This window comes from Acidovorax sp. SUPP3434, assembly GCF_030159015.1.
GTDB lineage: Bacteria > Pseudomonadota > Gammaproteobacteria > Burkholderiales > Burkholderiaceae_C > Paracidovorax.
In genome coordinates, this window is sequence record NZ_BQXL01000005.1 from 77,458 (window position 1) to 102,299 (window position 24,842).

Annotated in this window: 24 protein-coding genes; 8 read left to right on the forward strand and 16 right to left on the reverse strand. The window is 69.0% G+C overall.

All coding sequences use genetic code 11. The features are described 5' to 3' along the window. Positions 1 to 5 precede the first annotated feature (5 nt). The 5 genes from AVKW3434_RS10755 to AVKW3434_RS10775 form a co-directional block, all read right to left on the reverse strand. Positions 6 to 1,205 carry an imelysin family protein gene (locus tag AVKW3434_RS10755; RefSeq protein WP_284405836.1) on the reverse strand — a complete coding sequence of 400 codons (1,200 nt, stop codon included), beginning with the start codon at positions 1,203 to 1,205 and terminating at the stop codon, positions 6 to 8. 494 nt (positions 1,206 to 1,699) lie between these two features. Next, on the reverse strand, positions 1,700 to 3,643 hold the full coding sequence (locus AVKW3434_RS10760) for a PhoX family protein (protein ID WP_272564549.1): 1,944 nt from the start codon (positions 3,641 to 3,643) through the stop codon (positions 1,700 to 1,702). Between the two features lie 325 nt (positions 3,644 to 3,968). Next, complete coding sequence (locus tag AVKW3434_RS10765; protein WP_284395042.1) at positions 3,969 to 4,802, reverse strand: BPSS1780 family membrane protein; 834 nt, start codon at positions 4,800 to 4,802, stop codon at positions 3,969 to 3,971. A 78-nt stretch (positions 4,803 to 4,880) separates the two neighbouring features. Beyond that, on the reverse strand, positions 4,881 to 5,831 hold the full coding sequence (locus AVKW3434_RS10770; protein WP_284405837.1) for a homoserine kinase: 951 nt from the start codon (positions 5,829 to 5,831) through the stop codon (positions 4,881 to 4,883). A gap of 134 nt (positions 5,832 to 5,965) precedes the next feature. Further along, positions 5,966 to 6,319 (reverse strand): hypothetical protein, encoded by a 354-nt coding sequence (locus tag AVKW3434_RS10775; protein ID WP_284405838.1) that lies wholly within the window; start codon positions 6,317 to 6,319, stop codon positions 5,966 to 5,968. A 60-nt stretch (positions 6,320 to 6,379) separates the two neighbouring features. Here AVKW3434_RS10775 and polA point away from each other — a divergent pair, with 60 nt between their 5' ends. Beyond that, positions 6,380 to 9,190, forward strand: a complete 2,811-nt coding sequence (polA, locus tag AVKW3434_RS10780) for a DNA polymerase I (protein WP_284405839.1) — start codon at positions 6,380 to 6,382, stop codon at positions 9,188 to 9,190. A gap of 43 nt (positions 9,191 to 9,233) precedes the next feature. Here the strand turns inward: polA and AVKW3434_RS10785 are convergent, their stop codons facing one another. From AVKW3434_RS10785 to AVKW3434_RS10795, 3 genes are read right to left on the reverse strand one after another with little or no spacing between them, the layout of a single operon-like run. Beyond that, entirely contained in the window at positions 9,234 to 9,665 is a 432-nt protein-coding gene (locus AVKW3434_RS10785) for a hypothetical protein (RefSeq protein ID WP_284405840.1), read from the reverse strand. A 46-nt stretch (positions 9,666 to 9,711) separates the two neighbouring features. Further along, complete coding sequence (locus AVKW3434_RS10790) at positions 9,712 to 10,335, reverse strand: hypothetical protein (protein WP_284405841.1); 624 nt, start codon at positions 10,333 to 10,335, stop codon at positions 9,712 to 9,714. Between the two features lie 22 nt (positions 10,336 to 10,357). Next, positions 10,358 to 10,900, reverse strand: a complete 543-nt coding sequence (locus AVKW3434_RS10795) for a hypothetical protein (RefSeq protein WP_272564540.1) — start codon at positions 10,898 to 10,900, stop codon at positions 10,358 to 10,360. Positions 10,901 to 11,165: 265 nt separating this feature from the next. Here AVKW3434_RS10795 and AVKW3434_RS10800 point away from each other — a divergent pair, with 265 nt between their 5' ends. Continuing rightward, positions 11,166 to 12,092, forward strand: coding sequence for a LysR substrate-binding domain-containing protein (locus AVKW3434_RS10800; RefSeq protein ID WP_284405842.1), 927 nt, complete (start codon positions 11,166 to 11,168; stop codon positions 12,090 to 12,092). 48 nt (positions 12,093 to 12,140) lie between these two features. On the opposite strand, the gene AVKW3434_RS10805 is transcribed toward AVKW3434_RS10800, so the two are convergent. Further along, positions 12,141 to 13,364 (reverse strand): D-amino acid dehydrogenase, encoded by a 1,224-nt coding sequence (locus AVKW3434_RS10805; protein ID WP_284405843.1) that lies wholly within the window; start codon positions 13,362 to 13,364, stop codon positions 12,141 to 12,143. 274 nt (positions 13,365 to 13,638) lie between these two features. On the opposite strand from AVKW3434_RS10805, the gene AVKW3434_RS10810 reads away from it, so the two are divergent. Both AVKW3434_RS10810 and AVKW3434_RS10815 read left to right on the forward strand, forming a co-directional pair. After that, entirely contained in the window at positions 13,639 to 14,526 is an 888-nt protein-coding gene (locus tag AVKW3434_RS10810; RefSeq protein ID WP_284405844.1) for an amino acid ABC transporter substrate-binding protein, read from the forward strand. Between the two features lie 35 nt (positions 14,527 to 14,561). After that, a complete protein-coding gene (locus AVKW3434_RS10815) occupies positions 14,562 to 15,362 on the forward strand; it encodes an aspartate/glutamate racemase family protein (protein ID WP_284405845.1) in 801 nt (266 codons plus the stop codon). 7 nt (positions 15,363 to 15,369) lie between these two features. On the opposite strand, the gene AVKW3434_RS10820 is transcribed toward AVKW3434_RS10815, so the two are convergent. Genes AVKW3434_RS10820 through AVKW3434_RS10840 form a run of 5 tightly spaced genes read right to left on the reverse strand, consistent with a single transcriptional unit; the run spans position 15,370 to position 18,217 of the window. Further along, positions 15,370 to 15,846: a DUF2269 family protein gene (locus AVKW3434_RS10820; protein ID WP_272564534.1), complete on the reverse strand. Its 477-nt coding sequence runs from the start codon at positions 15,844 to 15,846 to the stop codon at positions 15,370 to 15,372. Then, the gene (locus AVKW3434_RS10825; protein WP_284395022.1) at positions 15,843 to 16,211 is read right to left on the reverse strand and encodes a DoxX-like family protein; all 369 of its coding nucleotides are present in this window, start codon (positions 16,209 to 16,211) and stop codon (positions 15,843 to 15,845) included. Before AVKW3434_RS10825 ends, AVKW3434_RS10820 begins: the two co-directional genes overlap by 4 nt. Further along, positions 16,208 to 17,110: an NAD-dependent epimerase/dehydratase family protein gene (locus AVKW3434_RS10830; protein WP_284405846.1), complete on the reverse strand. Its 903-nt coding sequence runs from the start codon at positions 17,108 to 17,110 to the stop codon at positions 16,208 to 16,210. Before AVKW3434_RS10830 ends, AVKW3434_RS10825 begins: the two co-directional genes overlap by 4 nt. 33 nt (positions 17,111 to 17,143) lie before the next feature. Further along, positions 17,144 to 17,614: a thiol-disulfide oxidoreductase DCC family protein gene (locus tag AVKW3434_RS10835; protein ID WP_284405847.1), complete on the reverse strand. Its 471-nt coding sequence runs from the start codon at positions 17,612 to 17,614 to the stop codon at positions 17,144 to 17,146. 54 nt (positions 17,615 to 17,668) lie between these two features. Beyond that, a complete protein-coding gene (locus tag AVKW3434_RS10840; RefSeq protein WP_284405848.1) occupies positions 17,669 to 18,217 on the reverse strand; it encodes a GbsR/MarR family transcriptional regulator in 549 nt (182 codons plus the stop codon). 189 nt (positions 18,218 to 18,406) lie between these two features. On the opposite strand from AVKW3434_RS10840, the gene AVKW3434_RS10845 reads away from it, so the two are divergent. Together AVKW3434_RS10845 and AVKW3434_RS10850 are read left to right on the forward strand one after the other, a co-directional pair. Beyond that, entirely contained in the window at positions 18,407 to 19,315 is a 909-nt protein-coding gene (locus AVKW3434_RS10845; protein WP_272564527.1) for a dienelactone hydrolase family protein, read from the forward strand. Between the two features lie 133 nt (positions 19,316 to 19,448). After that, positions 19,449 to 20,312: a ZIP family metal transporter gene (locus AVKW3434_RS10850; protein WP_284405849.1), complete on the forward strand. Its 864-nt coding sequence runs from the start codon at positions 19,449 to 19,451 to the stop codon at positions 20,310 to 20,312. A gap of 111 nt (positions 20,313 to 20,423) precedes the next feature. Here AVKW3434_RS10850 and AVKW3434_RS10855 read toward each other — a convergent pair whose 3' ends face one another. Further along, the gene (locus AVKW3434_RS10855) at positions 20,424 to 21,170 is read right to left on the reverse strand and encodes a LytR/AlgR family response regulator transcription factor (protein WP_284405850.1); all 747 of its coding nucleotides are present in this window, start codon (positions 21,168 to 21,170) and stop codon (positions 20,424 to 20,426) included. Between the two features lie 22 nt (positions 21,171 to 21,192). Beyond that, positions 21,193 to 22,254, reverse strand: coding sequence for a sensor histidine kinase (locus AVKW3434_RS10860; protein WP_284405851.1), 1,062 nt, complete (start codon positions 22,252 to 22,254; stop codon positions 21,193 to 21,195). 50 nt (positions 22,255 to 22,304) lie between these two features. Between AVKW3434_RS10860 and argH the strand changes: the two genes are divergently transcribed. After that, a complete protein-coding gene (gene argH / locus AVKW3434_RS10865; RefSeq protein ID WP_284405852.1) occupies positions 22,305 to 23,774 on the forward strand; it encodes an argininosuccinate lyase in 1,470 nt (489 codons plus the stop codon). Between the two features lie 84 nt (positions 23,775 to 23,858). Then, complete coding sequence (locus AVKW3434_RS10870) at positions 23,859 to 24,824, forward strand: Bug family tripartite tricarboxylate transporter substrate binding protein (protein WP_502869060.1); 966 nt, start codon at positions 23,859 to 23,861, stop codon at positions 24,822 to 24,824. Positions 24,825 to 24,842: the final 18 nt, after the last annotated feature.

Genomic DNA, 24,842 nt, shown 5'->3' on the forward strand with positions numbered 1-24,842 from the left:
CGGGATCAGGGTTGCACAAGGGTCAGCCGGGTGATGCCGATGGCGTTGGCGGCGGCGACCAGGTCCTTGGACTGGGCGCTCAGGCTGTCGATGGTTTTCTGGATGCGCTGGCGGCCCGGCGCGTCCTTCTCGCCGATGATCTCGCGGTCGAACGGCGCCTGGATGGCCTCGGCCGCCTTCACCGACGCGGCGATCTGCTGCGTGGTCTTCTCGGCCAGGGCCGCATCCTTGGCGGCCACCAGGTCGCGCAGCGAGGGGCCCTGCACCTGGCTGCCGTCGGCGCGCCGGTACTGGCCCAGCCACACGTTCTGGATGCCCTGCGCATTGGTCACCGCGTCGCGGTGCGTGTTGTCGGAAAAGCAGGAGTGCTCGTCTTCCTGGTCCTGGCTGTTGAGCGCGACCTCCAGCCGCTCGCCGGCGAGCTCACCGCGCGAGAGCGAGCCCAGGCCCACCAGCATCTTGCGCACCGATTCCTGCCCGCCCTTGGCGAACTTGGCGCGGTAGTTGTTCTTGGCCTTCGGGTCCCAGGCCTTGACGAGGAAGGTGAGGTCGTCGATCAGCAGGTCGGTGACCACCGTCAGGTACTGGCGGCGGCGGTCGGCGTTCTTGCCCTTGCCATCGACGAAGTCCTCGAAGTTGCGGTCGCCCGGGCCGGTTTCCGAGAGGTCCTGGCCCCACAGGAAGAATTCGATGGCGTGCCAGCCGGTGGCGATGTTCTCCTCGCCGCCGCGCTCGTTCTGCGCGGCGAGGTTCTTCTTGGTGATGGCGAATTGGCGGTTGTTCACCAGGCCGGCGTCGGGCTTGCCTTCGACGCTGTCCACGTACGACTCGTCCATGGGCCAGGCGTTGATCTGGCCTTCGGGGCCCTTGTCGTCGTCGATCGGGCCGCCGTAGAAACGGAACGCCTCGGTCTGGCCATAGAACTCGCGCGCGGCCAGCCAGGTCTTGCGGGCTTCGGCCAGCGTCTCCACCGACGGCTTGGCCGTGAAGGCCTTGATGGCGGCCTGCATGGCCTTGGCGGCGTTCAGCGTGTCTTCGTAGTTGGCGTGCACCAGCGTGGCGTAGTGGGCGGCCACGGCATTGGCGGTGGCGGGCTGGGAAGCCTGGACGGCGGTGCCTTGTGCCTGGGCCACGCCCACGGCGCCGAGCGGACTGGCGGCCAGCAGGGCGGCGAGGGCGGCGGTTCTGAACAAGGGGGTCGTCATGGGCATCTCCAGGTTGGGTAAAAACGGACCGGGCGGACGCTTTCCAGCCTGCCGGAGGCAGGGCGCCGGGCCGCGTGCCGCCGGGCTCGGGCCCGGGGCAGCGGCCGGTGGAAGCGGCAGCGGGAACAGGCGGCAAGGTGGGGGCATCCGGCCGCCGGTCGGCAGCACGGCGCCCGGTGCGCCTGAGTGAGCGGGCATTATAAGAATGCGATTTATTATCATTTGAAGACAACCCTTCGCCCCGTACCGCCATGCGCGGAGCGGCCGAGAAGGGCGGGTCTCCATGGGAGAGGCTATTTGCTATTGTTTTTGTAGCTGTATGCCCTAGAAGAATATGTGCTGGAGCCGGTTTTTGCTCCAATCTTCTGTAGCGGTGCGCCATGGGTGCCGCCGTGTGCCAAACCCATGAAAAAAGCGAGGCCAAGGCCTCGCTTTTGGGTGGGCACCGGCCGTGCCGCGCTGGCACGGGTCCGGGGCCGGAGGAGCGGCTGCGCTCAGCTCAGCTTCATCTGCGACGGCGTGCCCGTCAGGTAGCCCACGGCCGAGCCGAACTTGTCCTTGTAGTTGGCGCGCACCAGCGGGTCCAGCGTGTCCTTGACCTTGCTGTGGATGCTGCCCCAGTCGCCAGCGTGCTGGAAGTTGCTCATGATGTAGGTGAAGCCGTTGATCTCGTCCACCGCATGCAGACCGGTGGATTCGCCGCCCGCGGGCACCGACATCAGGCGCGACAGCTGCTTGGTGTCCACGTTGTACGCCCACAGGAAGTTGTTGACGTGCTGGCTGCTGTCCTCGCCGATGAACAGCGTGCGCAGCTTTTCGGAGAACTTGAGGTTGTCCGGGTTGGCGATGTTGTTCGGGTTGGCGGTGTTGCCCAGGGCGTCGGCCGTGATGTCTTCGCCGGCCAGCAGGGCCTTGGTGTCCACGGGCATCCAGTCGCTGTTGATCGCGGCACCGGTGGTGTCCTTCTGGCCGCCGCGCAGGTTCAGCGCCATCACGGCGCCGGCCACGAGCTGCTTGGGCACCGAGATGCCGTTGCCCGGCACGTTGGCCGCGTTGCCCGCCACCATCGAGGTCTGGATGTTCTGCAGTGCCGAGTAGGCGATCTTGTCCTTGGCGTTGACCGTGGTGCCTTCCATCTTGGTGAAGCCCAGGCTGGCGCCCAGCAGGGCGGCGTAGCGGTGGGTTTCCAGGAAGGCGGCGGCCTTTTCCATGCCGGCGTTCAGCTTGATCCACTCGGTCTTGCCGTTGGCGACGATCTTGGTGAAGGTCGTGTCCTTGGGGTCGGCGCTGGCCACGGTCATGATGTCCGTGGGCTTGAGCTTGCCGGCCAGGGCCTCGATCTCGGCGCTGGTGGCGGAGCCCAGCTTGATCCAGGTGAGCGGCGCGGCGGTGGTGGCAGCGGGGTCGATGGAGAAGCCCGCGCCGACCTTGGCGGCATACAGCGTGCCGGAGGACAGGTCCTTTTCCTTGTCGGCCACGAAGACGAAGTAGGCGCTGTTGGTGGCGTCGTCACCCATGAGCGCGGTGCGCTGGTCGGGCATGACCTGCACCAGCTCGTGCGAGATGCGGCCCATGCAGAAGTGCTTCTTGATGCTGGCCGTGCCGTCGGCGTTCACCGTCACTTCGGGCATGTGGCCGTAGTGGTAGGGGTTGGCCGCCGTCTCGCTGCCGTACAGGTTCTTGCTGTAGGCCTTGAACTGCGCGTTGGAGGCGATGGTGAAGGCGTCCGGCTCGTACTCTTCGCTGGACAGGTGGGTGCCCCAGGGCGACAGGCTCGCGCCGCAGGTGATCCACAGGCCGTGCACCTTGGAGGTGTCCACGTTGTGGTACTTGACCAGCGACAGCTTGCCAGTGGCGGGGTCCTGGTCCAGGCTCAGCACGGCGATGGGGGAGGGCAGCTTGCCGTACATGTCGGTCTTGCCGTCCTGCGCCCAGGTGGTGTATTCGAACTGCACCACGGCGAACACGGGGTTGCCCTTCACGCCGTCCACCTTGGCATTGGCCACGGTCAGCAGCGAGGTGCCGTCCGGCGAGTCGGAGAAGAACTGGCGTTCCTTGCCGGCCACGGTGGTGTCGGTGATGGCCTTGTTGTTGATGTCCACATAGCCGCCCGCGAGGATCTTGCCGCCCTTGCCGTCGGACACCATGTCGCCCGTCACGAAGAAGGGCTGGTAGGCCAGCTGGTAGTTCTGCACCGAGTTGTCGCTGAACTTCACGCTCATCGTGGAGCCCACGGACGTGGTTGCCATGGCAGCCGGGTTGGACAGCGTGGGCGCGGCCATCGAGCTGAAGCTGGCCGATGCGAACGTGGCGCCATCGCTGCCGCCGCCGCAGGCGGTCAGGAAGGATGCGGAGGCGCTGGCGCCCAGCGGCAGCATTGGCACGCCGGCGAGGAATTGCAGGGCCTTGCGGCGGGTGGGCATCGGGGTGTGGGACATCGTTTTGTTCCGGAAAGGAGAGGGGTGCGATACGCCGCCGGCAACGGCCGTGGGGAGCGGCAGGCCGGCGAGCCAAACGCGGAAACGACGCAATGCCGCTTCCACTGCCCGGATGCTAGGAATCGCCCGTGACAGCGATTTGAAGGAATGGTGACAGCCATGTGACGCTGGCGGCTGCATTGACCGCTGCATCGCGCCCCATGCAGGGGATCGGAGCGATCGACGGGCGGGTGCGGGCCCGTCGGCCGGACCGGACTGCGCTCGTCCGGCCGGGGGTGGCCCGGGGGGCTTTGGCCCCGTGGCCGGGCCCCGAAGGGCATGCGCGTCAGAGCGGGCCGGGCGGCTCGGCGGCGGCTTCGGACGGAGTCGGGACCAGGCGCCGCTCCGGTGGCTCGAAGCAGTCGCGGAACGAAAACACCACCGAGGTGAAGAACATCGCCGCCAGCATGAGCGCGGTCGCCACCATGATGCCGCCTGCCACGCCGCTGCCCAGGCCCAGGAGCGCCAGCAGCGTGACGCCGATGCTGACCACGATGCCCGCGCCCAGGAACACGCCCGTCCACACCAGGCCATAGACGGTGAAGGCGCTGAAGTTGCGCAGGCACGCCACCATGCTGAAGAACAATGCCTTCACGGGCGGCACGCCGTGCCAGTGCACCAGGCCCGGCGCATGCCAGAACAGCAGCGACAGCGGCACGTACAGCGCCAGGGCCAGCCACATGGCGGCCTGGAAGTCCCCCGCCTCGGCCACCTCGCGCGTGAGCTGCTCGCCACCCAGGTACACGCGGGCGAACTGCCCGTCGTCCACCAGGGCCGAAATCGCCATCACCGCCAGAAAGCCCACGGCGTACAGGGCGCCCAGGATGAGCATGTCGCGCAGCCGCTGGCGCCCGGTGCGAAACGCCACCAGCAGCAGCGCCGGCGTGGGAAAGCGCCCCTGTGTGGCCTCGCCCGCGGCCACCATCATGGCCAGCGTGGCCGAGGGCAGCAGGGCCAGCGCGACGGCCGGGCCGATCAGGGGCAGCAGGGTGGCCAGCGACATCGCGGCCATGGTCATGAAGAACAGGGCCGCCAGCGCCATCGGCTGGCGCCAGAAGACGCGGATGCCGAGCCGGACCCAGTCAAGGCCGGCACGGGCGGGAACGATGTGGAGTTTCATGGGTGGATTGTGGTGGAGGGGCCCCAAGCCGTGCACGGGCCAGGGACATGCGGCCGGCGGCGGGCCGCCCGCGTCCGTTCAGGCATGCACGGGGTGTGCCAGGCGTTCGCGCAGTACGCGCTCGAAGTGCGTGGGGTCGTGCGGCGTCAGCAGCGAGGCCTCGCGCGGTAAGTGGAAATCCCACAGCCGCGAGATCCAGAAACGCAGCGCGCCAGAGCGCAGCATGGCGGGCAGCAGGGTGCGCTCGTCGGCGGTGAGCGGGCGCACGCTTTGGTAGGCGTCCAGCATCGCGCGGGCCCGCGCGTCGTGGTGCGCGCCCGTGGGCAGGTCGATGCACCAGTCGTTCAGGCACACGGCCAGATCGAACAGGAAGGTGTCCACGCCCGCGAAGTAGAAGTCGAAGAAGCCGGTCAGCTCTTCGCCGTCGAACATCACGTTGTCGCGGAACAGGTCGGCATGCACCGGCCCGCGGGGCAAAGCGGCATAGCCGGCGGAGGCCGCCACATGGTTCTGGTAGGCCAACTCGGAGCGCAGCAGCGCGGCCTGTTCCTCGCCCACGTGGGGCAGAACGGCGGGAACGGTCTCGTTCCACCAGGCCAGCCCGCGCAGGTTGGGCTGGCGGCGTTCGTAACCGTGCCCGGCCCGATGCATGCGCGCCAGCGTGGCGCCCACGGCGGCGCAGTGCGAGGCTTCGGGCGCCAGCTGGCTCATGCCGCGCAGCTTGCTCACCACCGCGGCCGGCTTGCCGGCCACGCTGTGCAGGATGTCGCCGTGCTTGTCGGCCCGCGGATCGGGCACGGGAATGCCGGCGTGCGCCAGATGCTTCATCAGGTGCAGGTAGAACGGCAACTGATCGGCGGTGAGCCGCTCGAACAACGTGAGCACGTACTCGCCCTGGTCGCTGGTGAGAAAGTAGTTGGTGTTCTCGATCCCGCCCTCGATCCCGCGCAGCGATACCAGCGTGCCCAGTTGCAAACGGCGCAGCAGGTCGCGCGCCTCTTTCTTGGAGACTTCGGTGAAGACGGCCATCGCTCAGCGCAAACGAAGAAAAGGAAAAGGGAGGGGAGAGGAAAAAGGCACGGAAGTGCGAACGCAGGGAAGGCAGCCGAAGCCGCCGCGCGCCGGATCGCCCGGTGGCCGCGCCGTGGCGGGCGGCCGGGGGCTCAGAACTTCATCACGTTCCACACGCGCGGGGCGGTGTTGGTCTCGGCGCCGTTGCGTGGGCGGGTGCGGGCGCCTTCGCCGGGCTGCACTTCGTATTCGGGCATGCTGCCGGTCTTGGGCTGCACGGTGATGCTCTGCGTCTGGCCGCCCACCCGCAGCTCGTTCACGCGACTGCCTTCGTCTTCGACCTGGATGCGCTCGACGCGCTGGTTCTGGCGGCCTGCCGCTTGCTCCTGATTTGGTAGCTGCTCGCGCTGATCAGTCGTGCGCTGGGCCGCGTTTTGATCGGGGGTCTGGGCCAGGGCGGGGCCGGCGATGAGGGCCAGCAGGAGGAGGGTGTGGGCAGCGCGCATGGGGCGGATTGTAGAGCGCTGCACCTGGGGGGCGCGCAGCGCGGGGCACAATCTGCGGCTATGAGCAAACCCAAGACCCTGGTGCTGGTGGACGGCTCCAGCTATCTGTACCGCGCCTACCATGCCATGCCCGACCTGCGGGCCGTGCCGGGCGACCCCGCCAGCCCGGCCACGGGCGCCATCCGCGGCATGGTCAACATGATGCAGGCCCTGCGCCGCGAAGTGCGCGCCGACTATGCGGCCTGCGTGTTCGACGCATCGGGCAAGACCTTCCGCGACGACATCTACCCCGAATACAAGGCGCAGCGCGCGCCCATGCCCGACGACCTGCGCAGCCAGATCCCCGCGATCCACGAGGTCGTGCGCCTGCTGGGCTGGGCCGTGCTCGACGTGCCGGGCGTGGAGGCCGACGACGTGATCGGCACGCTCGCCGTCACCGCGGCGCGGCAGGGCGTGGAGGTGATCGTCTCCAGCGGCGACAAGGACATGAGCCAGTTGGTGGATGCGCATATCACCATCATCGACACCATGAGCGGCAAGAAGCGCGACATCGCCGGCGTGACGGCCGAGTTCGGCGTGCCGCCGCACCTGATGGTGGACTACCAGACCCTGGTGGGCGACACCGTGGACAACGTGCCCGGCGTGCCCAAGGTGGGCCCGAAGACGGCCGCCAAGTGGCTCATGGAATACGGCTCGCTCGATGCGCTGATGGAGCGCGCCGCCGAGATCAAGGGCGTGGCAGGCGAGAACCTGCGCAACGCGCGCGACTGGCTGCCCACCGGGCGCCAGCTGGTCACCATCCGCACCGACTGCGACCTGGAAGGGCATGTGGCCGGCCTGCCGTCGCTGGACGCGCTCACCACCGGCGCGCAGGACGCCGCGGCCCTCAAGGCCTTCTACGAACAGTACGGATTCAAGGGCCTGGCACGGGCCATCGACATCCAGGAAACCGCCCCCGAACTGCTGGAGGAAGGGGCCGCCAAGGCGTCCAGGGGACGTGGCGCCGCCATGGATCCCACGCCCGGCCTGTTCGACGAGCCCGCCGAAGTGGCCGCGGCCAAGGTGAGCAACCTGCAGTACGACACCGTGCTCACCTGGGAGGCGTTCGATGCCTGGTTCGCGCGCCTGCAGGCGGCCGAACTGGTGGCGATCGACACGGAGACCACCTCGCTCGACGAGATGCGCGCCGAGGTCGTCGGCATCAGCTGGAGCGTGGAGGCCGGCACGGCCGCCTACGTGCCGCTCATGCACGACTACCCCGACGCCCCGGCGCAACTGCCCCGCGACGAAGTGCTGGCGCGGCTCAAGCCCTGGCTGGAGGACGGCGCCCGCAAGAAGCTCGGCCAGCACGTCAAATACGACCGCCATGTGCTGGCCAACCACGGCATCGAAGTGCAGGGCTACGCCCACGACACCATGCTGCAGAGCTACGTGCTCGAAGTGCACCGGCCGCACGGCCTGGGCAGCCTGGCGGAGCGGCACCTGGGCCGCAGCGGCATCCATTACGAAGACCTGTGCGGCAAGGGTGCCAAGCAGATTCCTTTCAGCCAGGTGTCGATCGAACTGGCGGCCGAGTATTCGTGCGAAGACTCCGACCAGACGCTGGACGTGCACCGCGTGCTGTGGCCCCAGCTGCAGGCCGACGACAAGCTGCGCGGCATCTACGAACTGGAGATGGCCAGCAGCGAGGCGCTCTACCGCATCGAGCGCAACGGCGTGCTGGTGGACGCGCCCATCCTCGCGCAGCAAAGCCATGAGCTGGGCCAGCGCATCCTGCAACTGGAGACCGAGGCGTACGAGATCGCGGGCCAGCCCTTCAACCTGGGCAGCCCCAAGCAACTGGGCGAGATCTTCTTCGACAAGCTGGGCATGCCGGTGGTCAAGAAGACCGCCACCGGCGCGCGCAGCACCGACGAAGAGGTGCTGGAAAAGCTGGCCGAGGACTACCCGCTGCCCGCCAAGCTGCTGGAGCACCGCAGCCTGTCCAAGCTCAAGGGCACCTACACCGACAAGCTGGCGCAACTGGCCCATCCCTCCACCGGCCGCGTGCACACGCATTACGCCCAGGCCGTGGCGGTGACGGGGCGCCTGTCCAGCAACGACCCCAACCTGCAGAACATTCCCATCCGCACGGCGGAAGGGCGGCGCGTGCGCGAGGCCTTCGTGGCGCCGCCCGGGCGTGTGATCGCCAGCGCCGACTACAGCCAGATCGAGCTGCGCATCATGGCCCACCTGAGCGGCGACGCCTCGCTGCTGCATGCCTTCACCGAAGGGCTGGACGTACACCGCGCCACGGCGGCCGAGGTGTTCGGCGTCGAGGTCGGCCAGGTCAGCAGCGAGCAGCGGCGCTACGCCAAGGTCATCAACTTCGGGCTCATCTACGGCATGAGCAGCTTCGGCCTGGCCAAGAACCTGGGCATCGAACCGAAGGCCGCCGCGGCCTACATCGACCGCTATTTCCAGCGCTATCCCGGCGTGAAGCAGTACATGGACGACACCAAGGCCCTGGCCAAGACCAAGGGCTATGTGGAGACCGTTTTCGGCCGGCGCCTGTACCTGCCCGAGATCAACTCGCCCAACGGCCCGCGGCGCAGCGGCGCCGAACGCGCCGCCATCAACGCGCCGATGCAGGGCACCGCCGCCGACCTCATCAAGAAGGCAATGGTCGCCGTGCAGGACGTGCTGGACGCCGAAAAGCCGGGCGTGCTCATGATCATGCAGGTGCACGACGAACTGGTGTTCGAGCTGCCCGAGAGCGAAGTGGACTGGGTGCGCCGCGAGATCCCCCGGTTGATGGCAGGCGTGGCGGACCTGAAGGTCCCGCTGCTGGCCGAAGTCGGCGTGGGGCCGAACTGGGACAAGGCGCACTGAGGCGGGCGGGCTGGGGCCGGTCAGGGCCGGCCCGACTCCGGCTTTACTGCCCCATCAACGCAGGCAGCGCCTTTTCGCACGCGGCCTGGCAGAGAAACCGCTGCGTCTGGCCGGTGGCCTCGGCCGTCAGGTAACCCGCTCCGGCTGCGTGGATGCGCCACGCGTATTTCGCCCCGCCTTTCATGAGCGTGCCGGAGAAGCTGCACGGAAGGATGATCGATTCGGCATGGAATGTCGCGGCAGAGACTTCCGTGGCGGTCGAGAAATAGATGGCTACGTCTTTTGGCGTGAGGGACAGCGTTTCGCAGCCCATGGTGTCGGCTGCTCCACTGTCCGCATGCCGCTGAATGCCTTCAGAGTCCACGTGTACCGGCTGCGCACGGGGGCTCGGCAAAGCCGTCCAGAGCGCGCCCAAACCGACGGCCACACAGACGAGCATGCCAATGGCGCTGAGCCCTGATGCGTTCAAAGGCAAAGTGCGACTCGGAGCGTTCCTTTTCGATGCCAGGTCGAAAGCCGCTTCACGAGGCTGGACAGTCCGGCGTCACGTCCGCTCCCAGCGGAAGGTAGTAATGCGCCTTCGGCACCCATCGCCCCTTGGCGCCGCTCTCTGCGACCTTCACGTGCATGCCTTCGCTGGACAGGCAGTGGTCCACGCGCAGGCGGGCCTTGCGGTCCGGCCATCGCAGCACCACGCGGTGGGCATGGGTGCGTGAGACCACGGCGTTCTTCGCCAGCAGCAGGCCCACGAAGCCTTCTTCGGGCGCCTTCTGGAATTTCGCATCCCGTTCATCCACAGGGACCGCGTCTTCACCGCGGTATTGCAGGATGGAGGCGTCCTGCACCGCCGCGCCCGCCTGAACGCAGCACTCCGGCTTCTTGTCCATGGGCGGAGACAGCCGAAGGTAGTGAAGTGCCTCGCCTTCAGGCTGGGGCTGGCCCAGCACCAGCCGGGGCGCGTCGGGCCGGCGGGCGTCGAGAAGGCCCACGCGCGATGACACGGGCGATGCCGAAGGCACGGGCTGCGCGGTGTCGGCCTGCGCGCAGGTGCCGCCGAGGAGCAGCCCCGCCAGCGCCAGAAGGACCGAGGCCGTGGACCGGCTGAAAAAACGGCCGTCGGGTATCTGGCCTGCCGTACCGCTCAAGGGGCTGCGGGGGAGGATGCGCTCAGTGGCCATCATCGGACCAGTGCGGCGGGTCGGACGTGAGCTTGTAGACCCCGTAGGTCGCGCCCAGGGCATGCAGTTGCGCAGCGGTGGTGACAGTGGTGCTGGTGCCTGTGGCATCTTTGAAGGCCTTCCCTGAATAGTTGGTGATCGTCATGTCGATGGCGCGCCCCTCGGAATGGCGCGAGGTCAGGGCGGGTGCATACACGATGCCATAGCCTGCCACCATCTGGTTGGCGGCGACCCGCGCCGCGCCCGCATTGACCGCGCCCGTGGCACCGCGGTGGACCCATTCGATGTCCACGCCCGCCATCGCGGGCACCGTGGCGGCGTCCGCGTTTTCGCGGGCGATGCGCCAGGCGTGATGCATGAGGTAGGCACGCTCCGGCGGGCGCAGCGTGGCGGAGATGGAGACCGAGGCCCCCCCGGCTTCCAGCGCGGCGATGAACGTGTCCACCTTGGTGCGGAAACTGGCGATCAGATCGCTGGTGGAGGTACTGGTCGGGAACCGGGCAACCCACGCGCTGCCACTTGAATCTGCCATGTGCCTTGTCTCTTTCTGAAGGAAGGGAAGCGGGCTGGATGGAATCCAGGGGAATGGGCAACGCGGCGCGCCGACGGGGTCGAGAGACGGCAGGCCTCCCAGGGCCACCGGGGCCGTGGGTTGTCACGCACCGCGGCGAGCCTATCCGCACCCCATGACCGCACCGCGACATTTGTTTCCAATTGCGTCCTGCGCACAGCGGGTGCAGATGCTTTTTGATGCAATATGGTCAGATGCCCTTCTCTCGAAAAAGCCTGCCTTTGCCATGCGCCTGCGCCACATCGAAGTCTTCAATGCGGTGATGCTTACCGGCAGCGTGAGCGCGGCCGCGCGGCTCATCAACGTCACCCAGCCGGCCGTGAGCCGCATCCTCGCGCATGCCGAACTGCAGCTGGGGTTCGCGCTGTTCCATCGCATGAAGGGGCGGCTCGTGCCCACGCGCGAGGCGCAGACCCTGTACCCGCACATCGAGCGGCTGTTCAACCAGCTCGACGACGTGCAGCGCCTGGCCAACAGCCTGCGCGGCCAGCAGCGCGAAGGCGAATTGCATGTGCTGAGCGTGCTGGCCCTGAGCCACGAGGTGATGCCGCGCGCGCTGCAGGCCTTCCGTGCGCAGCACCCGGACGTGGTGGTGCGCATCGATGCGTTGCACTCGCCGCAGATCGTCTCGGCCCTGGTGCTGCAGGAGGCCGACATCGGCTTCGTGTTCAGCGCGCTGGTGCACCCCTCGCTGGTGCAGGAGACGCTGGCGGAAGGGCGCGTGGTGTGCATCGCTCCCAAGGGCACGCTGGGTGCGGACGTGGTGCATGCCGGCGTGGTGCACCTGGCCGATCTGGCCCACACGCCGGTGATCCGCCTGGAGGCGAACGACCCGCTCGGCACGATGGTGAACCACGCCAGCCGCGAGGCCGACGTGGGCCTGCAGGCGGCCTTCACGGTGCAGACCTACCACGCGGCGCTCGCGCTCGCGCACCACGGGTTGGGCGTGGCGCTGGTGGATGTGTGCACCGCGGCGTCGGCCGACCGCACGCGGGTCGACGTGCTGGCGCTCGCGCCGCGCATCGCGGTACCCGTGAAGGCGCTGCGCAGGGTGAGCCGGCCCGCATCACTCCTGGCGGACACCATGGTGCGCTGCATGCGCGATGCGGTGGCGCAGACGCTGGCGTCCGCCGGCCTGGCAGAGAGCGAATGACAAGCCGAACGCGGCGGCGAACGCGCGCCGGCCTCCCTCCGCCGTGACTCAGGCGGGCGCGCAGGCCTGCAGCATCTGCTCGGCCACGATGGCCGCGGTACCGAACGCCAAGGTGAAGCCCAGCGCCCCGTGCCCCGTGTTGAGCCACAGGTTGTCGGCCTCGGCGGCGCGGCCGGCGATGGGCAGGCCCGTGGGCGTGGCGGGCCGCATGCCGGTCCAGGGGTGCAGCGATGCGGCGGGCGCTTCGTGCCCCAGCACGGTGCGCACCGTGGCACGCAGGCTGTCGATGCGTTCGGGGTGGATGCGGCGGTCGTTGCCCACCAGCTCTGCCATGCCGGCCACGCGCAGGCGCTGGCCCAGGCGGGCGAACACGACCTTGCGCCCTGCGTGCGTCACGCTCATGCGGGGCGCCCAGGGTGCATCGGCCGGGGCGTCGAGGGTGATGCTGTAGCCCTTGATCGGATAGACGGGCAGATGCACGCCCACCATCCGGGCCACGGCTACGCTGCCGCTGCCCAGCGCCAGCACGAAGCGGTCGGCCTCGATGGTGCCGGCGCTGGTGCGCACCGCCGCGATGCGCCCCTGTACCCGGTCGAACCCCTGTACCTGCGCACCCAGTTCGAAGCGCACGCCGCGCTGCGCCAGCAGGGCATGCAGCCCATCGCACACCTTCTGACAGTCGGCCGCGCACTCGCTGGGCGTGTGGATCGCGCCGGCAATGTGGGGCGCATGGTGGGCGAGCGCGGGTTCCAGCTCCACGCAGCGCTGGGCGGACACCGAGGCCTGCTCGCTGCCCCAGGCCCGCTGCAGTTCCATCTGCCGCTCGGCCGCGGCCAGGCCATCGCGCGTGCCGTACAGCACGAGCTTGCCGGTGCTGGAGAAGTCGCATTCCAGCGCTTCGCGGGCGCGCATGGCTTCGAACCCGGCGCGGCTGCGGGCCGCCAGCGCGAGCAGTTGCGCCGTGGTGCGGCGCGAGGTGGCGCCGTTGCAGGCCGCCAGAAACTGCAGGGCCCAGCGCCACTGGTGCGGGTCCCGCTGCAGCCGCACCTGCAGCGGCGATTCGCGCGACAGCAGCAGCTTGGGCAGTTGCGCCCACAGGCCGGGGTCGGCCAGGGGCTGCACGTAGCTGTAGCTCAGCTGGGCGCCATTGCCGCCGCTGGCGCCGCCGCCCACGGGGCCCTGGTCGATCACCATGACGCGCATCCCCTGGCGCTGCAGCGCGTAGGCCGTGGCCAGGCCCACGATGCCCGCACCCATCACACATGCATCCATATCGCTCGATTCCCGTTGGTTGTCCGTCCTGGGCACTCTAGGGACGCGCGCGGCCTTTGAACAATGCCAAACCGCGGGGCAGGCATGCCGGGAAGTTATGCGCCGGCGCCGGGCGCGAAGATTGCATGGGGACCCCCTGGCCGATGCGGATGGCATAACTTTTCGTCATGGCCCATGCTGCCGAATGAATTGTTCAAAGCCGCGCCGAGTTCCTAAAGTGCCTGGGCACCTGCACCGTTCCATTCCCCTTTTTGTTCCCGTCAAGGAGTTCCCCATGAAGCCATTCCTGTCTGCCGCCGTCCTCGCTTGCGGCGTGTGCGCTGCGGCCACCGCGGCCCACGCCGACACCCTGCAGAAGATCGCCGACTCGGGAAAGATCACGCTGGCCTACCGTGAATCGTCGGTGCCCTTCAGCTACCTGGCGGGGCCGGGCGAGCCGATCGGCTTCTCGGTGGACATCTCCAACGCGGTGGTGAATGCGGTGCGCGCCAAGCTCAAGAACCCGGCGATCAAGGTGGAGCTGCAGGCTGTCACGTCGCAGAACCGCATTCCGCTCATCACCAACGGCACGGTGGACCTCGAATGCGGCTCCACCACCAACAACTCCGCGCGCGGCAAGGACGTGCAGTTCGCCGTGAACTATTTCTACACCGGCACCCGGCTGCTCACCAAGAAGACCTCGGGCGTGCAGAACTACGCCGACCTGGCCAAGAAGAAGGTCGCCAGCACCAGCGGCACGACCAATGCGCAGGTGATCCGCAAGTACAGCCGCGAGAACAACCTCGAGATGGACATCGTGCTCGGCAAGGACCACGACGATTCCATGCTGCTCGTCGATTCGGGCCGGGCCGAGGCGTTCGCCATGGACGACATTTTGCTGTTCGGCCTGAAGGGCAATGCGCGCAACCCCGCGGACTGGGTGGTGGTGGGCGATTCGCTGCAGATCGAGCCCTATGCCTGCATGCTGCGCAAGGACGATCCGCAGTTCCAGGCGCTGGTGAACGGCGTGATCGGCGGGATGATGAAATCCGGCGAGTTCGAGAAGCTCTACACCAAGTGGTTCATGTCGCCCGTGCCGCCCAAGGGCCAGAACCTGGGCCTGCCCATGTCCAAAGAACTGCGCGACAACCTGGTGGCGCAAAGCGACAAGCCCGCCAACTGATCGCCCCCTGCGCCAGCGCTTTCCAGAGGTTGTCCATGACACCGTCGATCCCCCCGATCTCCCCGGTGCCCCACATGGTGGGCATCCTGGGCGGCATGGGGCCGGCCGCCGGGGCCGACTTCGTGCGGCTCTTCGTGGAGGCGTGCACGCGGCGCATGGCCGCGCTCGGCATTCCCGTGCGGGACCAGGCCTATCCGGAGCACTGGCTGGCGCAGGTGCCCATTCCCGATCGCACGGCGGCCCTGGGCGACCGCACGTCCGGCGCCCACCAGCCGGCAGAGCCGATGGCGCAGGCCACGGGCCGGCTGGTGGCGCTGGGGGTGCAGGCCGTGGCGATCGCATGCAACACGGCCCATGCGTGGCATGGGGAGCTGCAGCAGCGGTTTCCGCAATTGCAGGTGTTGCACGGCATGCGCGAAGTGGCGGCCGGGCTCGCGGCTGCGCAGGTTCCGCGCGTGGCGCTGCTGGCCACGCGAGGGTCGTACGACAGCGGGCTGTACCAGGCCGAACTGCAGCGCCACGGGGTGGCCTGCGTGCTGCCGCAGTCCGGTGAGCGCGAGCAGCTCATGCAGGGCATCTACGACGGCGTGAAGGCCGGCGACTATGCGCTGGCCCGTCACCGCTTCGCGGCGGTGGCACAGGCGCTGCGCGAACGCGATGGGGTGTCGACCCTCATCATGGGCTGCACCGAAATCCCACTGGCCCTGGACGAGGCCGCGGCGGGCGCCCGCCTGGTCAACCCGTCGCAGGTGCTGGCCGAGGCACTGGCGCGCTGCGCCTATGCCGGGATCGAGCCGCGAACGCCCGCGCGTGCGGGCGCCGACGCCATCGCCTGAACGGCGATCAGCCCCACAGCGCGGGCTTGTGCACCATCAGGAAGAACACGGCCAGCATGGCCACGAAAGCCGGGTAGCCCAGCGCCTCCCACCAGCGTGCGTAGCGGGTGTAGAGCGCCGGCATCGGCGTGCCTTGCGCGGCGGCGTCCCGTGCCATGGCAGCCATGCGCCACTGCAGCCACAGCACTGGCAGCCAGCACAGGCCGGCTATTGCATACAGCGCGATCGAGGTGGCCAGCCATGGCGTGGACAGCGGCCAGCCGGCCATCATCGCCATGGCGACGCCGGTGACCGGCTGCACGATGCCGGCCGGCGTGGTGAACCACGTGTCGGCCCGCACCACCAGCCGCGACACCACGGCCTGGGCGGCCACGCTGCCGCTGCGGTTGGCGAAGAACAGGTAGAACGCCGAGCCGAAGCCCGTGCCCACCAGCAGCACGCTGGACAGGATGTGGATCCATTTGAGTGCGAGATAGGTGTTCATGTGCGTGGCGCTTTCAGCAGGACGACGAGGATGGCGGCAATGGGCAGGTTTTTGAGCAGTGGCCCCAGCGGGTCCAGCCACAGAGCGGGCAGCAGCACCGTGGCGACCACCGTCATCACGCCCATCAAGGCCAGGGCCAGGGCATCGGTGGCCCGGCCGGGGCGCAGCCACAGCGCGAGCCCGATGGCCGTGTCGGCGGCGATGCCGCCCCACACCAGCGCCTGGATCCAGGCTTCGCTCTGCAGCCCGCCACGCACCAGCAGATCGCGGCCCTGGCCTTGCGATTCGATGGCACTGGCCAGTGCGGTGCCCAGCCACACCAGGACGAGGCTGGCGCGCAGCCAGCGGGTGGTTTCGGCGTTCATCGTGCGGACGGCGCCCAGGCGCTTTCGACCAGATGGCGGTAGTGCGTCGCTTCATGGCCCAGCAGGCGCCGCAGCGCGGCCGGGTCTGCCGTGTTGTCGCTGCCCAGCAAGGCGAGCGTTTCGCTGCACCAGGGCAGGGCCGGCACCTGGTCGCCCAGGCGGGCGCTCAGGTGGCTGAGCGCATCCGGCAGGCGCAGTACGCGGGCGGGAGCGTGGCCCGATTGCTGGCGCAGGCTGGCGATCAGTTCGGCCATGGGCACCGCCTCGGGCCCGCTGCATTCGATGAGTCCGGTCGTGTCCAGCGCGGTGCCCATCAGCACAGCCACCGCATCGGCCAGATCGTGAACCGCCACGGGCTGCACGCGGGCCTGCAGCACCGGCCCGGGCAGCACCAGCACCGGCAGGCGTGCCAGGTTCATGAAGAGCGCGCTACTGGCGCCACCCCGGCCGAACACGATGCTGGGCCGCAGCACCACGCCCGACACGGCCCCTTGTGCGGTCAGACCGAGCAGGTGGGTGTCGGCCGCGTGTTTGGTGGTGGCGTAGCGTGTGGCGCTGCCGGCAATGCCCAGCGCCGAGATCTGCACGATGCGTCGCACGCCGGCCTGGGCGCAGGCGTCGAACAAGGCCACCGGTGTGTGCTGGTGCAAGGCGTCGATGGGGCGTGCGCGGGTGTCGCGCAGCACGCCGACGGCATTCACCACGGCGTCGATGCCTGCCAGGCGCGGCAGCCACGCGGCGGGCGCCGTGTCGTGTGCGAAATCCATGGCGACCTGGCCGGGGCGGCCTGCCGCGCGGCGCGGCGAGACGCCGCCATGCACGGTGTGGCCTGCACGTTCGAGCGCGCGTTGCACCGCGCGGCCGATGAATCCGGTGGAGCCGGTGAGAAGGATGTGCATGGAACTGCTCCGTGAAAGGTGTAAGGGGCGTCGTCAGAGCCGGCACTGGTCGTCGCCCGGCCCGCAGCGGCGGGCAGCGGCCCGGCGGGCGGCCGCGCCGCTGGCCTTCTCGAACAGGCCGTGCACCAGCCACTGCGGCAGGCGGTAGCGGTTGCGAGCCAGCACCGGGTACACCCGGTCGGCCAGCGGCCCGATGACGGGCCAGCGCGTGGCGGCGGTCAGCCACCCCAGGCCCACGGCCTCGTAGGCCGCGCGGAACACCGCGACGCCGCGCAGCAGCCGGCCGTCGGCCTGGCGCGCATGGATCAGGGTGAGCAGGTCGTCCCGCGTGGTGCCCGCCGGTGGACCTTCGAAGTCCGGCGCCCACACGTCGGCAAAGCGCAGCAGGCCGCCGGTGTTGCGCAGCATCAGGTTGCCCATCTCGGCGGCGCACAGGCGGCAGCGCGAGTCGAAGTAGAGGGTGAGGGGATAGATGGCGGGGTTGGGGGTGGCTGCGGCATTCATGTTCAATCCTTCCGAAATTTCATTCAAAACAGAAACATCAGGGCAAAAAAAGGCCTAGCCCGGGGATGCCTTGTCGGCCGCTCCGCCGCGCACGAACTTCTGCACGCTGGCCCCCAGGCGCAGCACCTTGTCGAGCGTGGCGGGGGACAGGCGCAGCATTTCGTCGGCCCACACCCCCAGCGAATCCATGAGGTGCAGCGTCTCGCGCACGCGGTCCTGGGCATCGGCGGTTTCGCTGGCGAAGTCGGGGCGGGCCACCAGTTCGCGCAGCATGCGCACGGTGGGGTCGAACTCGCGTTCCTTGCGTTCGCGCACCACGGTGCGAAACAGCTCCCACACGTCGGTGGAGGTTTCGAAATAGTCGCGCCGGTCGCCCAGCACGTGGGTGGTGCGGATCAGGTTCCAGTTGAGCAGCTCCTTGAGGCTGTTGCTGGCGTTGGAACGGGCCACGCCCAGCGTCTCGCAGATTTCCTCGGCATGCAGCGGGCGGCCATGGAAGAAGAGCAGCGCATGGATCTGGGCCACGGTGCGGTTCACGCCCCAGGCGGTTCCCATCTCTCCCCAATGGACCACGAAGCGTTGGGCGATGTCGGTCAGTTGCATGGGGGCAGTTTAGGTTTTCTTTTATTTCTGTCAAGACAGAAATAAAAGCCACGCCATCACTACACCTTCGCTGCACCGGCCCTGGGCGAACGGCGGCAAACCCGTTCAGCCCCGCGGGTCATGCTGCCACGCGCCGCAGGCCCTAGACTCTTGCGCTGCCGATCCTTTCACCCAACCAGGAGCCAGACCATGCTGCGTGATGACCTCAAGACCGATTTCGACGCCCTCTTGCCGGGCCAGAGCACCGAGGCGGGAGCCACCCGCCGAACCGCGATGCGTGTCGCCCTGGGTGCCGGTTTCGGCGTGGGCTATGCCGCCGCGGCCATGCCCGTGATGGCGCAGACCGCGATCCAGACGCCCGCAGACGGGCTCACGGCGGGCAAGGTCAGCATCGAGGTCAACGGCTTCAAGGTGCCGGCCTATCGCGCCGCGCCCGCCGGCAAGACCGACCTGCCGGTGGTGCTGGTGATCCAGGAGATCTTCGGCGTGCACGAATACATCGCCGACACCTGCCGCCGTTTCGCCAAGGCCGGCTACCTGGCCATCGCCCCCGAGCTGTATGCCCGCCAGGGCGACCCGCTCCAGTACACCGAAGCCGCCAAGCTGATGAGCGAGCTGGTCTCCAAGGTGCCTGACGCGCAGGTGCTCGCCGATCTGGACGGCACCGTGAAGTGGGCGGGCGAGAACGGCGGCGACCTGAAGAAGGTCGGCATCACCGGTTTTTGCTGGGGTGGCCGCATCACGTGGCTGTACGCGGCCCACGGCCCCGTCAAGGCGGGCGTGGCCTGGTACGGCCGGCTGGTGGGACAGGCCAGCGAGCTCACGCCCAAGCACCCGGTGGACATCGCCCCGATCCTCAAGGCGCCGGTGCTGGGCCTGTACGGCGAAAAAGACAGCGGCATCCCCCTTGACACGATTGATAAGATGAAAGCGGCTCTCCAGACCGGCTCCGCCGCCGCCAAGGCGTCGCAGTTCGTCGTGTACCCCGACGCGCCCCATGCCTTCCATGCCGACTACCGGCCCAGCTTCCGCAAGGAAGCGGCCGAGGACGGATGGAAGCGGGCGCTGCAGTGGTTCAAGACACACGGCGTGGCCTGAGAGACCATCGCCGGCGGCGTTCCTGCCCCAGCGGTCCCGCCAAAGCCCTTCGGGGCTTTTTTTGCGCGCCGTGCGCGCCGAATCGATTCGATACAAAAGGCCGACAGGCCTTGCAGGGAAAGCACGAGAAGCCATGACTTTGGTAGCAATCATCCTGGCCACGCTGGCGGCCGGCATCGGCAGCGTGTGGGTGGCCGCCCTGTTGATGCGCGCGGGGCTGGGCGACGGCCGGCGCGGCGTGGGGCCGCAGCACCTGCTGAGCCTGGCGGCCGGCGCGCTGCTGGCCACGGCCTTCATGCACCTGCTGCCCGAGGCGTTCGAGAGCCAGGCCGGCGCGCACGACCTGTTCGCCACGCTGCTGGTGGGGCTGGTGTTCTTCTTTCTGCTTGACAAGGCCGAGCTGTGGCACCACGGGCACGAGCACGGCCACGGACACGGCCATGCGCATTCGCACGGGCATGCCCATGGCCATACGCAGGGGCACGGCCACGCCCATGACCACGCGAACGGCGATGCGCACGCCCATGCCGAAGGCGAAGCGCGGCGCGGCGGCGGCTGGGCACTGCTCACGGGCGACAGCGTGCACTGCTTCGGCGACGGCATCCTGATCGCCTCGGCCTTCATGGCCGACCTGCGCCTGGGCGTGGTGGCGGCGCTGTCGGTGCTGGCGCACGAGGTGCCGCACCACATGGGCGACCTGGTGGTGCTGCGCCAGGCCAGCGCCAACCGCCGCATGGCGCTGCTGAAGGTGTCGCTGGCCGGTGCGGTCACCGCCCTGGGCGGGGTCGTGGGGTATTTCCTGGTCGGCGAACTGCAGGACTGGCTGCCTTACTTCCTGGCCATCGCCTCCAGCAGCTTCATCTACGTGGCGCTGGCCGACCTGATCCCGCAGCTGCAAAAGCGCCTGAGCGCGGGCCAGACGGTGGCGCAGATCGCCTGGCTGGTGGCGGGGATGACGGTGGTCACGCTGGTGAGCGGCATGGCCCACGCGCACTGACCGGCCGTGCGGCCCCGGTGCGGCGGCGCGTCAGGACCTGAGTTTGCTATTAAATCAATAGCGGTATGCCGGCGGTTTGATTGTGCTGGCGGCCTGAAACACCTTCAGTCTTCAGCCGGCCAGTTCTTCGCGCACGGCCGCCACCTGCCGGCGCGACACGGCCAGCAATTCGGTCAGCCCGTGCAGCCGCACGGCCCAGCCTTCGCCCTCCTCGGGGTCGTAGTGCTTTTCCAGCGCCCGCACCGCGCGGCGGGCCACCAGCGCGTTGCGGTGGATGCGCAGGAATCGGTCGCCGTGGCGTGCCTCCAGCTCGCTCAGCGAGCCGTCCAGGATGTAGCTGCGCACGGCGGTGCGCACCGTCAGGTATTTCTGCTCGGCCTTGAAGTACAGCACCTCGGCCAGCGGCACGCGCTCGGTGCGGCCCCGGTCCTGGATCAGCAGGGTCTCGCCATCGGGAATGGGCGCCGTGGGCGCGGGCGTGGCGCCCGGGTGCCGGGCGCGCAGGGCCTTGCCCAGGGCTTTTTCCAGCCGCTCGCGCCGCACGGGCTTGGTGAGGTAGTCCACCGCGTCCAGCTCGAACGCGCTCACGGCGTGGTCCGCATGGGCCGTCACGAAGACGATGGCCGGCGGGTAGGGCAGGGTGCGCATGGCATGGGCCAGGGCCAGGCCGTCCTGCCCGGGCATGTGGATGTCCAGCAGCACGGTGTCGAAGGCGCGGCCGCCCGAGGGCTGCAGTTGCGCCAGCGCGTCGGCGGCGTTGGCGGCCTCGGCGGCGGTGTGTCGCGCGTCGCAGTCGGCCAGCAGGGTGCGCAGGCGGCTGCGGGCCAGGGCTTCGTCGTCAACGATCAGGATGTGCATGGCAGGGGCGAAGGGGGAAAGGTCAGGACCGCGCGGGCAACGAAATGCGCACCTGGTAGCGGCCATTTTGCATGCCGGCGCTGAACTCGCACTGCACGTCGTGCAGCAGCCGCAGGCGGTCGCGCACGTTGGCCAGCGCAATGCCATGGCCGCGCGGCCTGCCGCCCTCGCGCTGCGGCGCGGCAGGCACGGTGTTGGTGATGACCACGATCACGCGGCTGCCGCGCAGCTCGGTCACGATGCGCAGCCGCCCGCCCGTGGCGCTCGGCTCCACGCCGTGCTTGACCGCGTTTTCCACCAGCGGCTGCAGCAGCAGCGGGGGCAGGCGGGCACCGTCGGCGCGGGCGTCCAGCGACCACTGCACGCGCAGCCGTTCCTCGAAGCGCACCTGCTCGATGTCCAGGTAACGGCGCGCCAGGGTGATCTCTTCGCCCAGCGTGGCCGACTCGCCCTGGTCCACCAGCGCGTGGCGGAACAGGTCGCTCAGGTCCTCCAGCAGCGCCTCGGCCTTGGCCGGCTCCGCCCGCACCAGGGCGATGGCGCTGTTGAGCGTGTTGAACAAAAAATGCGGGCGGATGCGCGATTGCAGCTCCGACAGCCGCGCCGTGGTGGCCGCGGGCGTGCGGGCGCGGGCGCGCAGCACCAGTGCCGCCACCAGCGCCGCCGACAGCAGGGCGCCGCTGGCGGCACTGGCCAGCCAGGGCGGGTCGGCCGCCACGCCCACCAGCGCGAGCATGCCGCAGGCATACAGCCCGGACAGCGTGCCCAGCGCCACGCCCGCCGTGTATTGCAACGCCACCGGCAGGCGCTGCAGCACGGTCTTCAGGCTGCAGGCGGTGACCAGCCAGGCCAGCGTGGCGGGCAGGGCGCCGCCCGTCAGCAGCGACAGCCGGCCGAGCCATTCCAGGGGCGTGGCGGTGTTGAAGAGGGCGCCCACGCCCAGCACTGCCTCCACGAAAAGCACCGCGCGCAGGATCACCCCGACATGGCAGGCGTCGAACACCAGCACCCGCCGGCCCAGGGGCTGGCGGGGGTCTTCGGTCAGGGCCTGCGGCCGGGTCGATAAAATTTGCGTCTCTTGCATTGCGGCATCCGGGTGTTCCGGGTGTCTGAACCACCGGATTATTGCCCTCCATGTCCACCAGCCCCGCCTCCAGCCCAGCGTCCGCCCCCTCCCACAACCAGCTCGACACCAAGGCCCAGGCCTGGTCGGCGCTGTTTTCCGAGCCCATGAGCGACCTGGTCAAGCGCTACACGTCGAGCGTGTTCTTCGACAAGCGCCTGTGGCAGGCCGACATCGCCGGCAGCCTCGCGCACGCCGACATGCTCGCCGCGCAGGGCATCATCTCGGCCGCCGACCACGCCTCCATCCAGCGCGGCATGGCGCAGATCAAAGAAGAGATCGAATCCGGTGCTTTCGAGTGGAAGCTCGACCTGGAAGACGTGCACCTGAACATCGAGGCGCGCCTCACGCAACTGGTGGGCGACGCCGGCAAGCGCCTGCACACCGGCCGCAGCCGCAACGACCAGGTGGCCACCGACGTGCGCCTGTGGCTGCGCGGCGAGATCGACCTGATCGCCGACCTGCTCAAGAAACTGCAGGTGTCGCTGGTCGACGTGGCCGAGCAGAACGTGGAGGTGATCCTGCCCGGCTTCACCCACCTGCAGGTGGCGCAGCCGGTGAGCTTCGGCCACCACATGCTGGCCTACGTGGAGATGTTCGCGCGCGATGCCGACCGCATGGCTGACGTGCGCCGCCGCGTCAATGTGCTGCCCCTGGGCGCCGCCGCCCTGGCCGGCACGACCTACCCGCTGGACCGCGAGCGCGTGGCCAAAACCCTGGGCATGGACGGCGTGTGCCAGAACAGCCTGGACGCCGTGAGCGACCGCGACTTCGCCATCGAGTTCACCGCCGCCGCCAGCCTGTGCATGGTGCACGTGAGCCGCCTGTCGGAAGAACTCATCATCTGGATGAGCCAGAACTTCGGCTTCATCAAGATCGCCGACCGCTTCACCACGGGCTCGTCGATCATGCCGCAGAAGAAAAATCCCGACGTGCCCGAACTGGCGCGCGGCAAGACGGGCCGCGTGGTCGGCCACCTGATGGGCCTCATCACGCTGATGAAGGGCCAGCCCCTGGCCTACAACAAGGACAACCAGGAAGACAAGGAACCGCTGTTCGACACCGTGGACACGCTGAAGGACACGCTGCGCATCTTCGCCGAGATGGTCGGCGGCCAGCCGAACCCGGCCACGGGCAAGAAGGAAGGCGGCATCACCGTCAACGCCCCTGCCATGGAGCAGGCCGCGCTCAAGGGCTACGCCACCGCCACCGACCTGGCCGACTACCTCGTCAAGAAAGGCCTGCCGTTCCGCGATGCGCACGAGACCGTGGCCCATGCCGTGAAGGCCGCCGTGTCGCACAACGTGGACCTGTCGGAGCTGCCCCTGGCCGTGCTGCAGGGCTTTCACCTGCAGATCGAAAAGGACGTGTTCGACGCCCTCAGCCTGCGCGGCTCGCTCAACGCCCGCAACACGCTGGGCGGCACTGCGCCGGCCCAGGTGCGCGCCCAACTGGCCCGCCACCGCGCCCGCCTGGCCTGATTGCTGCTCACCTCACCCCGTCCGCACACTTTCACGGAGCCCTCCATGCATCGTTCTTCCTCGCGCCGCCACTGGGTCTTGCGCATGGCCCGCGCCGCGGTCTGGGTGGGCGCCACGGCGGTCGCCGCCGTGGCCTCGGCCCAGACGCCGCCGGCCGGCCCGACGATCCGCATCCTGGTGGGCTTTCCGCCGGGCGGGGGCACCGACGCGATCGCGCGGCTGCTGTCCGACAAGCTCAAGGACGAGCTGGGCGCCCCGGTGGTGGTGGACAACCGCCCCGGCGCGGGCGGGCAGATCGCCGCCCAGGCCCTCAAGGCCGCGCCGGCCGACGGGCACACCGTGTTCCTGTCGCACGACCACACCATCTCCATCCTGCCGCAGGTGGTCAAGCACCCGGGCTACGACCCCGTGCACGACTTCGTGCCGGTCGGCGGCGTGGCCACCTTCGTGAATGCCTTTGCCGTGTCCGGCGCGTCGCCGGCCGGGTCGTTCAACGACTACGTGCAGTGGGTCACCACCCAGGGCGGGGGCAAGGGCGCGGTGGGCATCCCGGCCCCGGCCTCCACGCCGGAGTTTCTGGTCAAGCTCATCGGCGAGAAGTACCGCATCGACCTGGTGGCGGCGCCATACCGCGGCAGCGCGCCCATGATCGCCGACATGCTGGGCAACCAGATTCCCGCCGGGGTGGCTTCGGTGCAGGACTTCATCGAGAACCACAAGGGCGGCAAGGTGCGCGTGCTGGCCGTGCTGGGCACCCAGCGCCAGGCCGCGCTGCCGGACGTGCCCACGTTCGACGAACTGGGGCTCAAGGGCTTCGAGGACCTGCCCTACTACGGCTTCTATGCGCCCACCGGCACGCCGGCCGCGTTCGTCACCCGCTTCTCGCAGGCGCTGGCCAAGGTGGTCGCCCAGCCCGACGTGAACCGGCAGCTCACGGCCCTGGGGCTGACGGTGGCGTCGATGACGCCCCAGCAACTGGCGGCGCGCCAGCAGGCCTACACCCAGGCCTGGACGCGCATCATCCAGCGCAGCGGCTTCGTGCCCCAGTGAGGGTTGCGCGCTGTCCCG

Bases quoted from the DNA above. Each gene is read 5' to 3' on its own strand.
- AVKW3434_RS10755 (WP_284405836.1), bottom strand. From the start codon at position 1,205: ATGACGACCCCCTTGTTCAGAACCGCCGCCCTCGCCGCCCTGCTGGCC.
- AVKW3434_RS10760 (WP_272564549.1), bottom strand. From the start codon at position 3,643: ATGTCCCACACCCCGATGCCCACCCGCCGCAAGGCCCTGCAATTCCTC.
- AVKW3434_RS10765 (WP_284395042.1), bottom strand. From the start codon at position 4,802: ATGAAACTCCACATCGTTCCCGCCCGTGCCGGCCTTGACTGGGTCCGG.
- AVKW3434_RS10770 (WP_284405837.1), bottom strand. From the start codon at position 5,831: ATGGCCGTCTTCACCGAAGTCTCCAAGAAAGAGGCGCGCGACCTGCTG.
- AVKW3434_RS10775 (WP_284405838.1), bottom strand. From the start codon at position 6,319: ATGCGCGCTGCCCACACCCTCCTCCTGCTGGCCCTCATCGCCGGCCCC.
- polA (WP_284405839.1), top strand. From the start codon at position 6,380: ATGAGCAAACCCAAGACCCTGGTGCTGGTGGACGGCTCCAGCTATCTG.
- AVKW3434_RS10795 (WP_272564540.1), bottom strand. From the start codon at position 10,900: ATGGCAGATTCAAGTGGCAGCGCGTGGGTTGCCCGGTTCCCGACCAGT.
- AVKW3434_RS10800 (WP_284405842.1), top strand. From the start codon at position 11,166: ATGCGCCTGCGCCACATCGAAGTCTTCAATGCGGTGATGCTTACCGGC.
- AVKW3434_RS10805 (WP_284405843.1), bottom strand. From the start codon at position 13,364: ATGGATGCATGTGTGATGGGTGCGGGCATCGTGGGCCTGGCCACGGCC.
- AVKW3434_RS10810 (WP_284405844.1), top strand. From the start codon at position 13,639: ATGAAGCCATTCCTGTCTGCCGCCGTCCTCGCTTGCGGCGTGTGCGCT.
- AVKW3434_RS10815 (WP_284405845.1), top strand. From the start codon at position 14,562: ATGACACCGTCGATCCCCCCGATCTCCCCGGTGCCCCACATGGTGGGC.
- AVKW3434_RS10820 (WP_272564534.1), bottom strand. From the start codon at position 15,846: ATGAACACCTATCTCGCACTCAAATGGATCCACATCCTGTCCAGCGTG.
- AVKW3434_RS10825 (WP_284395022.1), bottom strand. From the start codon at position 16,211: ATGAACGCCGAAACCACCCGCTGGCTGCGCGCCAGCCTCGTCCTGGTG.
- AVKW3434_RS10830 (WP_284405846.1), bottom strand. From the start codon at position 17,110: ATGCACATCCTTCTCACCGGCTCCACCGGATTCATCGGCCGCGCGGTG.
- AVKW3434_RS10835 (WP_284405847.1), bottom strand. From the start codon at position 17,614: ATGAATGCCGCAGCCACCCCCAACCCCGCCATCTATCCCCTCACCCTC.
- AVKW3434_RS10840 (WP_284405848.1), bottom strand. From the start codon at position 18,217: ATGCAACTGACCGACATCGCCCAACGCTTCGTGGTCCATTGGGGAGAG.
- AVKW3434_RS10845 (WP_272564527.1), top strand. From the start codon at position 18,407: ATGCTGCGTGATGACCTCAAGACCGATTTCGACGCCCTCTTGCCGGGC.
- AVKW3434_RS10850 (WP_284405849.1), top strand. From the start codon at position 19,449: ATGACTTTGGTAGCAATCATCCTGGCCACGCTGGCGGCCGGCATCGGC.
- AVKW3434_RS10855 (WP_284405850.1), bottom strand. From the start codon at position 21,170: ATGCACATCCTGATCGTTGACGACGAAGCCCTGGCCCGCAGCCGCCTG.
- AVKW3434_RS10860 (WP_284405851.1), bottom strand. From the start codon at position 22,254: ATGCAAGAGACGCAAATTTTATCGACCCGGCCGCAGGCCCTGACCGAA.
- argH (WP_284405852.1), top strand. From the start codon at position 22,305: ATGTCCACCAGCCCCGCCTCCAGCCCAGCGTCCGCCCCCTCCCACAAC.
- AVKW3434_RS10870 (WP_502869060.1), top strand. From the start codon at position 23,859: ATGGCCCGCGCCGCGGTCTGGGTGGGCGCCACGGCGGTCGCCGCCGTG.